This is a genomic window from Singulisphaera rosea (assembly GCF_054877945.1).
Window position 1 is genome coordinate 43526 of record NZ_JBTYIP020000008.1, and the last position, 12106, is coordinate 55631.

The following is a 12106-nucleotide window of genomic DNA, read 5'->3' on the forward strand; positions in this document are numbered from 1 at the left end:
CTCCCCAAGCCATGGGAATGCGCGAATGACCCAATATCTCCCGGCCGAACCGACCCCGACCGAGCCGCGCTTCGACTGCATCGTGATCAGCGACATCCATCTCGGTAGTCTCGTCTGCCAGGCCAAGCTGCTCGAAGACTTCCTGGAGTGGGCCGTTCTGCAAACCCGAGTGCTCGTCATCAACGGCGACATCTTCGATGACCTCAATTTCAAGCGTCTGACGAAGCGGCACTTCGCCTGCCTCAAGGTCATCCGGCGCAACTCCGACCGGGACGATTTTCGGCTCGTCTGGGTCCGCGGCAACCACGACGGCCCGGCCGATATCATCAGCCACATCGTCGGTGTCGATATCCTCGACGAGTATGTCTACAAGAACGACCAGGTCGAGCTCCTGATCCTCCACGGCGACCAGTTCGACACCTTCATCACGCAGTACGTCTGGCTCACCGAGATCAGTTGCGGCATCTTCTACTACATCCAGAAGTGGATGCCCCACCGAGCCTCGCGCTGGATTCGGCGGATCTCGAAGCGTTGGCAGCGGAACAGCCAGCTTATCGAGCGTCGGGCGTCCGAATACGCCAAGAGCCGGGGATTTCGCTTCGTGACCTGCGGCCACACCCACCTTCCCCTGACAGCCGATATCGACGGAGTCCGATACCTGAACAGCGGCACCTGGACCGAAGCACCCCCGTGCCCATTCGTCGCCGTAAAAGGTCGCGACGTCCGCCTCGAGTGGTGGCCTCAGGAGGCGCCGCAGGAAGTCGTCCCCCAGGCCGCGTCGGCAACCCCGTCGGTTCCGTTCCCGGCGATGGGTTGATCACGACCTTCGCCAGGGATTTCGACCGGACCCCGAGCCGAAAACACCTCGCTCACGGGTCTGCGGCAACTACTCAAAGGCCCCGAGCCTGTGCTAGATTCGGGGCGTCGTGACGACAACGGGACTCGGACGACCTCCTGTCGCGAGGGACCGGGTCTCCGGAAGTCACCCGGGGGATTCGGATCCAACCGACTTCGGGGTGATTGGAACCCCACCCCCGACTCGGGCGAGTGACGAGCGTTTCAAACCAAGGAGAGCGGAACATGGCACCAGGACGATCTCACTTCATCTTCGGCCTCGCGGCCATGCTGGCGGTCGGCACCCAGTCGGCGACCAAGACGTTCGCCGCGCCCCCCGCCGACGACAAGCCCGTCGTTGTGTTCGACACCACGCTCGGGAAGATCACCATCGAGCTCGACCGGGCCAAGGCCCCGATCTCGGTGGAGAATTTCCTCAAGTACGTCGACGAAGGCTTCTACGACAAAACCATCTTCCATCGCGTGATCTCCGACTTCATGATCCAGGGGGGGGGATTCACCGACTCGATGCAAGAGAAGCCTACCCATCCGCCGATCAAGAACGAGGCGGGGAACGGACTGAGCAACGTGCGCGGGACGATCGCCATGGCCCGCACCAATGACCCGAACTCGGCCACTTCACAGTTCTACTTCAACCGGTACGACGAAAACGCCAAGCTCGACAATTTCGGTGGCGGATATGCCGTCTTCGGCAAAGTGATCGACGGCCTGAGCGTCGTCGACGCCATCGCGCAGGTGCCGACCGGGCGGAAGTCGGGGATGTCGGATGTACCGGTCAAGCCGGTTTACATCAAGAGCGCTAAGCGGAAAGCCAAGTCCTGACGACATTTCGGCCGGAGCGGCCGCCGCATCGATCCCTTGACCTGATCGATCAGACGAATTAAGATTGGGTGCCGAAAATTGCGCACGCACCCGGTGGCAGCCCCTCCGGCCTTGACCGCACGATTTGTTGGGACAGTGAGTATCCTCTAAGGAGATCTTGAATGGCTCACGTCGTCGCCGAGCCTTGCGTCGACTGCAAATACACCGACTGTGTGGTCGTCTGCCCGGTCGATTGCTTCTATGAAGGGGCGCAGATGTTATACATCCACCCCGAAGAATGCATCGATTGCGAGGCCTGCGTCCCCGAGTGCCCGGTGGAAGCGATTTTCCACGAGGACAACCTCCCCGACAATTGGAAAGAATTCACCAAGCTCAACGCCGACGAGGCGCCGGGCAGCCCCGTGATCAGCGAGAAGAAGAAGGCCCTTGAAGGCGCTGCCTGCAAGCCCGCCAAGTGATCGAAATCGCGGGTTGGCCAGCGACCGCGGCTTTTCCACGGTCTGCAACCGAGCTTTCTCGACCCCAGGCACGTCCCACTGGGGTTGTTTTTTGCGCCCTTCGCCAGCCTTCGACCCCGTCAGTGATCGGCTCCAGACAACGCACTCCCTCGGATTCACCAACCTCGCCCACCCTCGTTCCCACACCAATTCGGCGAATCGTACTCCCGAACGACATCCCACGTCTCGGTGTCATTCGGTCGACCGATCGCTCCTAGATGTTGGTGAGTCAGCTCACGTCCCACACGAGCGAGAAACGATCCACACGGCTGTGGAACGGTCAACGGCGGACGTGTGAATAGGTCGACATCCCCGCAAGGATATCAGGCGAAATTTCTACTGATATCAAAAAACAAACGGACGGAGCCGAGGGCTTCCGTCCGTTGCATCGAAGAGAGACCATGCGTTCGACAGACGAGACGCGCGGAGGTAGAAACCCCGTCGTTCGTCAGCCCGAGGTCACTTCATCTCATCACTAGAGATCACCTCACCACCGTTGCGGGTCATGAGCTTGATGAGGACGACCTTGTTGATCTGGTTGTTGATCGTCCTGACGCTGCCGTCGCAATTGGCGAAGTTGACCAGGCCGGGGTGCTTGCTCATCCAGTAAGTGTAGTAGTTGACCGTGCCGGTCCCATTCGGGTTGGCGACGGAGATGGGCTTGTTGAGCGTCCGGGTCATGTCGGTCCGGACGCAACAGCTCGTCGCGTCGGGCCAGGTCCCTTGCAAGGTCTCGCCAAGCAAGATCGTCGAGGAGGTGCCGTCGGAGATGTCGGCCATGCCTACCTGCGAATTCTGATACGTCATCCCGTTGTCGAGGATGGGGGAGGGGGGATTCGTCGTGGGGACGGGCGGATTCTGGGTGTTGTCCATGATGAAACCGGCGGACATGTTGCCGCGGTAATCCATCGGGCCCCACTTGACCGTGCCCGTCGTATTGGTCGTGAGGTTACTGGCCGAGACGGTTGCCGCCCGTCGGTTGGAGGGGCAGACGAAACCATCCACGGTCCGGCGCACGGAGGTGATGTTGCCAGGAGACGAAGTGGCCAGGGCGAAGTTGATTTCGTTGTAGAGGTTCACCCCTTCCATCTTGAGCAAGAGGGAGGGGAGGCCGCTCCAATAGGTCACATCGATCTGCGAGAGCGGATAGGGGAGCCCGGTCGTCGGGTCCGTCGTTCCGTACGGAGGGCAGCAGAACCAGCCGGAGGGGAACGAATTGTAGTTGTCGTGATATTCCTGCGCAGCAAGCCCCAGTTGCTTGAGGTTATTCAAGCATTTCGCTCGATTCGCCGCCTCGCGGGCCTGCTGGACCGCGGGCATGATCAGGGCGACGAGCACGCCGATGATCGCGATTACCACCAAGAGCTCGATGAGCGTGAAACCCGCCCTGGATCGACAATCCTTCAGGGTCCGGCACATTGGGTCTTCCCTCGGAAAAACGACCGAACGGTGAATCGATAGGGAGTCCAGGTCAACAATAACCGAAGCCTGTCATCAGTGCTATCATTCTCTCAACGATTCTTGGGAGCCAGGGTCCGAACCCGGGGGTTCCGGCTCCCACCCGCGACTTCACCTCAGCTCGACCGACCAGTAGGCGTTGTCCAGGAACGTCTTCCAGCTCTGGTACTTGCGATGCGAGAGCTTGAGGCTCAACGACGGGCTGGTCTTGGGCTGGACCGGGTCCTTGATCAGGCGCATGTTGGCTTCCCAGGGGGTCCGGCCCCCCTTGCGGACGTTGCACTTCAGGCAGGCGCAGACGATGTTCTCCCAGTTCGCCTGCCCGCCTCGACTCCTCGGCAGGACGTGGTCGAGGCTGAGCTCGTTGGTAGCGAACCTCTTGCCGCAGTACTGGCAGCGATTGGAGTCCCTGGCGAAGATGTTGCGCCGGTTGAACTTGACCTTTTGACGGGGCAGTCGGTCGTATGTGACGAGGCGGATGACCCGCGGCACCTGGATTTCGAAGTGGACGGTTCGGATGAACTCGTCGTCGGGATGCTTGAAGAGGGCGCGGGCCTGGGAGACCTCGCGCCAGCTTTGGAAGTTGAACGACAGGTGACGGCCGTCGTCGAGGGTGATGACCTCGGCCAGGTCCTTGAAGAGCAGGCAGAATGCCCTCCGGACCGAAATCACATGGACGGCCATGTAAAACTTGTTCAGGACGAGGACGCTGGCGTCGAGGGCGTGACTGGCGCCTAGGGTCATGGGCGGGTCTCTCCTCCGAGCGGGCAGTTGAAGGGTCCAGGGCGAACGCAAAGCGAAGCAACGGAACCGATCAGCTCGAAGTTTCGAGCGATTTCCCTTGCCGCTGCCGCCCGGGACCGCTCCGCCTACTGGAGGGCGTCGCGTACCGCCCGGCCGACTTCGGCCGTTTTCGCGGTCCCTCCCAGGTCGGGGGTCTTGGGCCCGGACGCGAGCACGCTCGCGGCGGCGCGACGGACCCGTTCGGCGACTCGGGGGATATTGAGATGGTCGAGCATCATCGCAACCGAGAGGATCGCGGCGATCGGGTTGGCAATACCCTTTCCGGCGATATCGGGTGCCGAGCCGTGGACCGGCTCGAACATGCTCGGCGCGGTACGCAAGGGGTTGAGGTTGCCCGAGGCGGCCAGCCCCATCCCGCCCTGGAGGACGGCACCGAGGTCGGTGATGATGTCGCCGAACATGTTCGTGGTGGCGATCACGTCGAATCTCTCGGGACTCACGACCATCCGCATGCAGCAAGCGTCGACGTGCTGATAATCCGCCTTGATCTCGGGGTAGTCACGAGAAACTTCCGTGAAGGCCCGCATCCAAAGGTCGTGGGCGAAGGTGAGGACGTTTGTCTTCGCGACCAGGGTCACTTGCCCCTTGAGCCCTCGACTGCGTTCCTCGGCGCTCAAACCGGGGAAGGGGCGGGACTCGCCCCGCGTCTTCGCCAGGTCGAACGCGTAGCGAAGGCAGCGCTCGACCCCGGCCCGCGTGTTGATCGAGGTCTGGATCGCCACTTCCTCGGGCGTCCCCTTGCGGGTAAAGCCCCCCGCGCCGACATAGAGGTCTTCGTTGTTCTCGCGGACGACGACGAGGTCGATCTCCTCGGGACCCTTGCCTTTGACAGGAGTCTCGACCCCGGGATAGAGGCGGACGGGGCGAAGATTGATGTATTGGTGGAATTCGAACCGAAGACGGAGCAAGATGCCTTTCTCGAGGATCCCGGGCGCCACGCCCGGATGTCCCACCGCGCCGAGCAGGAGCGCGTCGCAGCGTTTCAGATCGTCGATCGTGCGATCGGGGAGGATCTCGCCGGACTTCAGGTAACGCTCGCCGCCGATGTCGAAGGGCACGGTCTCGTAAGTGAAGCCTTCGGGCGCGGACGCGTCCGCAAGCACCGCCAGAGCCTCGCGGACCACCTCAGGGCCGACCCCATCTCCCGCAATCACACCGATCGTGGGCAAAACCGCCTCCGCCAGAAACGTCTTCGGAATCGAATGCGGGCGATCGACGTCCGCCGGGGCATGGCCCGCCCTTCGCCCGGCGAAAGTCCACTGTAACCGTCCCGGGCGCAGGCGACAAGCGTCACGAGCACGGACGGGGGGCGTAACCCGTGTGCCGCCGAGGTTGAATGTCCGACACAAAGGCCGCCGTCGATGGAGAATTACGTTGACAAGACCCCGAATGCCCTCATAATTTGTCAGCGAAGACTCCAACTGCGGCACCCCGGGCTTCCTTTCTTCTTCCGGTTGCCTGTCGCACCCTAGCGCGTTTCTCAATAAATTCGACGGCGATCGTAACCTTCACCGCGTTCTGTGCGCGGCACCAGGGAGCCGGCCTCATGGCCACGACGACCGAAAGCAATCCCCCCGCGAAGGATTCGAAAGGGCTTTCGAGTCTCAACGAGTTCAACCTCGAGAAGTCGGTGCTGCGCAGGGGGCTCGCCACGGCCGCCGAGATCGAGGCCTGCAAGGCCCATAAGGCCAAGCTCGCCGCCAGGGACGAGTGCAAAGGCCTCCTCGAAATCATGGTCGAGGCCAAGGTCCTGACCCGGAGCCAGTCCGCCCGACTGCTCAAGGAAGTCGGCGACGCCAATCGACGGTTCGAGATCCCTGGATATCAGGTCCTCGAGAAGCTCGGCAAAGGGTCGATGGGCATCGTCTACAAGGCCCGTCAGACGAGTGTCGACCGAATCGTGGCCGTGAAGATCCTCCTCGATGCCCTCGCGAAGAACCGTGAGTTCATCAAGCGATTCGACCGCGAGGCCAAGATCGCCGCGAAGCTCTCCCACAATAACGTGGTCAACGCCATCGACGCCGGCGAGGTCAACGGCAACCACTACTTCGTGATGGAGTACGTCGAGGGCTACACCATCAAGGACAAGCTCGACAAGAGCGAGTTCTTCGAGGAAAAGACCGCCCTCAAGATCGTGATGGCCGTGGCCGAGGCGCTGGCGCACGCGCATCAACGCGGCCTGATCCACCGCGACATCAAGCCCGAGAACGTCATCCTTACGACGGACGGGAACGTCAAGCTCGCCGACCTCGGCCTCGCCAGGCTCACCGCCGACGAGAAGTGGGCGATGTCCGAGGCCGGGATGGCGATCGGGACACCGTACTACATCAGCCCCGAGCAAGTCCGCGGCCAGGTAGACGTCGACATCCGGGCCGATATCTACAGCCTGGGCGCCACCCTCTACCACATGCTGACCGGGCAGGTCCCCTACGGCGGCGAGACGGCCGCCGAGGTGATGAGGAAGCACGTCGACAAGAACGTCTCGTTCGTCCCCCCGGATCACATCAACACCAAACTCTCGAGCGGCGTGGGCATGGTCGTCGAGACCATGATGGCCAAGAACCGCGAGAATCGATACCGGACCCCCGAAGACCTGATCCTCGACCTCAAATGTCTCCTCCAGGGCGAAAGCCCGATGATCGCCGGGCAAAAGCCCGACGACCTCGCCACCCTGGCCGAAGGGGACGTCGACGAGGCGAACCGAGGCGCGACCGAAGCCCAGCTCATCGAGCTCGCCGGTTACGTCAACGGTCGCCAGCACATCATCATCGCCCTGACCGCGATCCTCGCCCTCTCCGTCATCACCAACCTCGTCGTCCTCGTCACACGCTGATCGAACACCTCACTCGATCGCTCACCCCTCCGATCTCTCCCGCGTCTTGTCCCGGCCTGTCACGCCTTACCGCGACCTTTCGACTTATATCCCGAACCGGCGGGCAATGCCTTCCCTGCGGGAAAGGCATCTCCATACCCATCGAGTGGCTGGCAGCTCTGGTTGTCGTCCGAAGGGCAGCCGATGACCGACCGTGCGAAGAACACGACCGGTCACCTTCGGAATAGAACAGCCGCATGCTTGGCGAGGTGAAGGGAACGCCCTTGAGCGTCGGATCGCGTTTCGACAGATGTCGATGGGATCGGCAAGGCCGAGAGAGTGGGCCGGCATCGTTTCAAGAGTTGGGGGCCGAGCCGGAACTTCGTGTCGAGCCGCGAGGGCGGCCATTGCGTCATCCAGCAATCAATTCTTACTGAAGTCGAAGGAGCGGAGGAATTCCTTGCCCAAGGGGTCCTTCAGGAACTTCTCGTGGCAAGCGGGGCAGAGGTCGAAGCGGAATCCCTTTCGAAGGGGCGTGGCCAACTCTTCGGAACCGAGCCCCTCGTCGCGCTGCAGGATTTGCGAGACCGCCTCCATGGGGTCCTCGTCGAGGTCATCCTCCGTGATCTCGGTGGGGTCGAAGCCGGGGAAAGCCTCAATCTTGACCACGAAGCGGGGGTCACCGCACGCGGTCAGGTCCTTGCCGCAGAGATCACACGTGAAGTGGACCATCAGCGTCTCATCCCTCAGTAATTGGCCGGTGAAGATGACGTAATCGATTCTAACTCGACGGCTTGGGTCCGTCCAAGCCCTTCGACGATAATTCGAGTAGATCGGAACGGCCGCGAGACCGTCAAGGCGAAAACCGCCAGGAACAGGGCCGAAATCGAGGTCGCCAGGGCAATCCGGACCTCGGGCGGGTCGTAGCGCAGGAGGAGTCGCCGAGCCCCCGCAGGCACACGTATACTCATGAACGCACCAAGATACTCTTCAACGGAAATGCGACGGCCGTCGACCTCGGCGTACCAACCCGGAGCAAATATCTCTCGAATAATGATATCCGAGATGTTCTCGTTTTTACAAGAGAGAATTATCTCGCCCCCGACGCTCCCGTCCGACGCCACGGGTCCCCCTCCGCGAGCCTCCGCCCAGGGCCGGCCGTCGAGGTGCGCGACCCAGACGTCCCCCACCCGGTCGACGCGGTCGAAGGCCCCGGAAGGGGGCGGGGTCGAGCCGACGATCGCCCGGACCGAGGCCTCGCGGAGACGCTCCCTGGCGCGGATCGCCCCGTCCCAGGTCACTTCGCGACGGCTCGTCCACGCCGAAGATCCGGGTGGATACATGGCCGCGAAATATGAGAGATTTTTGGTTAATTCGACCGAGTCGTAGTTGCGGACGTCGCGGAGGCCGTACCGCATCAGGACGTTCGGCGGGAGCTCTTCGCCCAAGCCGAGGATTCGCCAGGGCGGCGGGGCCTCGCGGCGCAGGTAGTCGACCAGCGGTCCCCCGACTCGGTCATCCTCGCGCGGGATCGCGGGATTCAGCCCATGACCGAATCCGATGAGCTCCGCCAGGGTCAGAGCGACGAGCGAAGTCTGAAGGGCGGGCGACGAGAGTCGTCCGCGTTTCCACAAGCCCATCAGAGTCGCCAGAGCGAGGAGCTCGGCGGCGACGAGGCCGAAGTATCGCGGGTAGAAGTCTAAGGTCAGTCGTACCTGGTGGTCGGCCCGCTCGAGGTAGACCTTCGAGTCGGCCCCGGGCGTCTCCGACGCCGCCTTGGCGTAGTGCGTTCGGGCCTTGTCCCGGAGACGAGGCTCGAGAAATCCGACCATCGCAGCGGCCACGACCAGGGTGAGGGCCGCAAGGATCCAGAGCTTTGGCGCGACTCGTTGAGGGACCAACTCCGAGAGCCGGTCGAGGCCAATTCCCCCGAGAAGGGTCAGGCCGAAGGCCAGCCAGAGCGTGAGACGCCGATTGTCGGTCACGTTCAGGACTGGAAGGGCTCGGAGGAGGTTGTCCAAGGGAGGGAGGCCGTACGCCCCGAGCGCGGCGATACCAAGCAGGAGCGCAAGGAAACGGACGCGCGGGACTCGAAATCTAGCCCCCCAGGCGAGCGGGGCGAGCGCGACGAGCGTCACCAACCCGGCGAAGCCGCCGGCCGACTCGTTCAGATTGTGGACCCCGACGGCCCGGCCAAGGTGCGGATGCCCACGACGCTGGCTGCCGTACGCGTAGGGCAGGGCGGTGCAGACGGCGTCGAGGACTCTCGGCCGGGTCAACGTCCAGGGCGACGCACGTTCGCGATCACGATCCCCCCAGACCGGGCTCTTCGTCAAGTACGACGCAAGCGGCACAATCTCGACCGCCGCCAACGCCAGGCCGAGCGAGATTCCCGCTGTCCAGGCGAATACGCTCGTCCAGGGCGAAGCCCCCAGGCCGCCGGTTGCGAGCCTCCAGACCACGTACATCCCGGCAGCCAGCAAGACGTGGGCACTCGTCTGGACATGGCCACCGAAGACCACCAGGCCAGCGACGATCGCCAGACCGCCGATCGACCGCAAACTCGGCCGTTCGAGCGCCCGATCTCCCGCCAGGAAGAGCCAGGGCATCCAGACCGCAACGTTGGTCACGGGGAAGAGCAGCCAGACGACGAGGAACCCGCAGAACGGGAAGCAGAGTCCTGCGAACCAGCGTCCCCAGGGTTTCAGCCCCCAAGATCGCGCGAGGAAAAACATGCCCAGGCCGGCCACCCAGAGCCGGGCCGCGGCCATCCAGGCGTAAGCGTCGGGTAGGGTCCCGAGGTAGGCGATAAGGTGGAACGGGTCGAACACCGCACTTTGGCCGTTCGCGAGGTGGGGCGCACCGCATCCCGCCCGATCGTTCCAGAGGGGTAGGCGACCGTTGCGGAGACACTCGCGGTTGTATTCGAGCCAGGGCTGGAACTGGAGCACCGGGTCCATCAGGAGCCGGTTGGCCGGCTCATAGAGCGGACCGCGCTCATCCCGGAAGCTGGCCGAGACGAGCAGCACGTCGGCGGAGCTCAGAACCTTTCCGCCGACGAGCGATTCGGCGAAGAAGACCGAGACGAGGACGGCGAGTGCGGCGGCGAAGGTGAGTGATTCTAGGCGCGGTGACACGGGTGCAATGCCTCCCTGCATCGCATCAAAGTCGGCTGATCTTCGGGTGGGGCGTCATTCCACCAATAGCCGATCTTTCGAAATCCCACAAGACGAGCCGGCGCGAGTTCGCGTCACTTCAGGGGACTCTTTGAAAGATCGGTCCATCGCTTTGTGCGGAGGTCTCAAAGTAGTTCCTGGATGGGACGGCCCCCTTCGACGACGATCGGCGTCGGGCGGCCCTGGCCGCTGATCCAGTGGGCCTCGGGGTTGATCCCGAGGTGGGTGAAGACGGTCGCGGCGAGGTCCTGCGGGGTAACCTTGCGCTCGACGATCGAGTCGCCTTTGCGATCGGTCGCGCCGATGACCTGGCCGTGACGCAGGCCGCCGCCGGCGAGGACGAGCGACATGACGTTGGCCCAATGTTCCCGCCCGGCCTCTTTATTGATGGTCGGGGAGCGGCCGAATTCGCCCATCATCACGATGAGCGTCTGGTCGAGCAGGCCACGCGCCTCGAGGTCGAGAACCAACGTGGCGAGAGCCTGGTCGACGCGGGGCAGGAGGGGCTTCAGGCCCTTTTCGATGCCCTTCCAGACGACGTGGTCGCCGTGGTGGTCGAAGTAGCCCCAGGCCCCGCTGACGAGCACGAAGGTCACTCCGGCCTCGACCAGTCGTCGAGCGAGGAGGGCCTTGGTCCCCAAGCTGTCGTGCCCGTAGGCGTCCCGGAGCCGAGGATCTTCTTTGTCGAGCTCGAAGGCCCGCTGCGCCTTGCCCGAACGGACCATGTCGAGCGCCTGGCGCGTGTAACGGTCGGTGAGCTTCATCCCTTCGCTCGCGTCGAGCTCGGCCCGAAGCTGGTCGAATTGCTGGCGCAGGGCGTCTCGGCTCGTGATTCGGTCGAGGTTCACGCCTTGAGGGAGTTGAAATCGGCCGGCAAGCTCGCTCCCCTTGACCGGCTCGTAGGCCGCTCCCATATGCCCCGCGCCCCAGACATCGGCCGCCCAACTGTCAGCGAGGCCAACGAAGGCCGGAAGCCCGGGGTCGTTCGGGCCGCGGAACTTGGCCGCGACGGAGCCCATTGAGGGATAACCGTCCCCGTCTCGGCCGTCGTCGGTCCGACGCGCGAGCGGATTCCCGGCCTGCAAGGTGATCGGCGTGTGGTTGCTCGTCGAGCAGTCCATCGAGCGAATCACGGTCAGCTTGTCCATGATCGCCGCCTGCCTCGGCAGGTGCTCGCAGAAGCGGACACCCGGGACGCTCGTCGCGATCGTCCCGAACGGGCCGCGAATCTCCGAGGGGGCGTCAGGTTTCGGGTCCCACATATCCAGGTGGCTCGGACCGCCCGACAACCAGAACAGGATGACGGACTTGGGCCCCCCCGTCGGCTTCGGCATTGCGGCCTCGGCGCGAAGTCCGAGGAGTTGCGCGGCCGAGAGCCCCGCGATCCCCGAGAGGCCCGCGCGGAGGAACCAACGGCGAGACGGCGTACCGGCACCGATCAAGTCACGCGCCGGTGGCTGCCAGAGATGGGTCCCGCGGCGATGGCTCATCGAATGCGAGAAACCGTCCGGACGATGTTGCACGGCCCGACCTCCCGATCAGTGACTACCCGACGTCCTCATCTGGACGGACTTTCCCAGGATAGTCCCATGCCCGAAAAAATCCAGCAATTGTCCAATATTGTCGAGACACGTTATGGACGTTTCGGGGGAATTTGCAAATGAGGCGGAATATCCGAAGGG

Annotated in this window: 10 protein-coding genes; 4 read left to right on the top strand and 6 right to left on the bottom strand. The window is 63.3% G+C overall.

The annotated features are described in order from the left end of the window. Positions 1–25 precede the first annotated feature (25 nt). The 3 genes from ACYOEI_RS15900 (at position 26) to ACYOEI_RS15910 (ending at position 2135) form a co-directional block, all read left to right on the top strand. Positions 26–817 carry a UDP-2,3-diacylglucosamine diphosphatase gene (locus ACYOEI_RS15900; RefSeq protein WP_462850503.1) on the top strand — a complete coding sequence of 264 codons (792 nt, stop codon included), beginning with the start codon at positions 26–28 and terminating at the stop codon, positions 815–817. A 305-nt stretch (positions 818–1122) separates the two neighbouring features. After that, positions 1123–1677 carry a peptidylprolyl isomerase gene (locus ACYOEI_RS15905; protein WP_462850717.1) on the top strand — a complete coding sequence of 185 codons (555 nt, stop codon included), beginning with the start codon at positions 1123–1125 and terminating at the stop codon, positions 1675–1677. A 161-nt stretch (positions 1678–1838) separates the two neighbouring features. Beyond that, positions 1839–2135 carry a ferredoxin family protein gene (locus ACYOEI_RS15910; protein ID WP_462850504.1) on the top strand — a complete coding sequence of 99 codons (297 nt, stop codon included), beginning with the start codon at positions 1839–1841 and terminating at the stop codon, positions 2133–2135. Positions 2136–2633: 498 nt separating this feature from the next. On the opposite strand, the gene ACYOEI_RS15915 is transcribed toward ACYOEI_RS15910, so the two are convergent. The 3 genes from ACYOEI_RS15915 to ACYOEI_RS15925 form a co-directional block, all read right to left on the bottom strand. Continuing rightward, the gene (locus ACYOEI_RS15915; RefSeq protein ID WP_462850505.1) at positions 2634–3593 is read right to left on the bottom strand and encodes a DUF1559 family PulG-like putative transporter; all 960 of its coding nucleotides are present in this window, start codon (positions 3591–3593) and stop codon (positions 2634–2636) included. A 150-nt stretch (positions 3594–3743) separates the two neighbouring features. Beyond that, positions 3744–4376 (bottom strand): HNH endonuclease, encoded by a 633-nt coding sequence (locus ACYOEI_RS15920; RefSeq protein ID WP_462850506.1) that lies wholly within the window; start codon positions 4374–4376, stop codon positions 3744–3746. A 125-nt stretch (positions 4377–4501) separates the two neighbouring features. After that, a complete protein-coding gene (locus ACYOEI_RS15925; RefSeq protein ID WP_462850507.1) occupies positions 4502–5605 on the bottom strand; it encodes a 3-isopropylmalate dehydrogenase in 1104 nt (367 codons plus the stop codon). A gap of 377 nt (positions 5606–5982) precedes the next feature. Between ACYOEI_RS15925 and ACYOEI_RS15930 the strand changes: the two genes are divergently transcribed. Continuing rightward, a complete protein-coding gene (locus ACYOEI_RS15930; protein WP_462850508.1) occupies positions 5983–7269 on the top strand; it encodes a serine/threonine protein kinase in 1287 nt (428 codons plus the stop codon). A gap of 402 nt (positions 7270–7671) precedes the next feature. Here ACYOEI_RS15930 and ACYOEI_RS15935 read toward each other — a convergent pair whose 3' ends face one another. The 3 genes from ACYOEI_RS15935 to ACYOEI_RS15945 form a co-directional block, all read right to left on the bottom strand. Then, complete coding sequence (locus tag ACYOEI_RS15935) at positions 7672–7980, bottom strand: hypothetical protein (protein WP_462850509.1); 309 nt, start codon at positions 7978–7980, stop codon at positions 7672–7674. 14 nt (positions 7981–7994) lie between these two features. Continuing rightward, positions 7995–10385, bottom strand: coding sequence for a hypothetical protein (locus ACYOEI_RS15940; RefSeq protein WP_462850510.1), 2391 nt, complete (start codon positions 10383–10385; stop codon positions 7995–7997). A 164-nt stretch (positions 10386–10549) separates the two neighbouring features. Then, positions 10550–11947, bottom strand: coding sequence for a DUF1501 domain-containing protein (locus tag ACYOEI_RS15945; RefSeq protein ID WP_462850511.1), 1398 nt, complete (start codon positions 11945–11947; stop codon positions 10550–10552). Between the last annotated feature and the right edge of the window lie 159 nt (positions 11948–12106).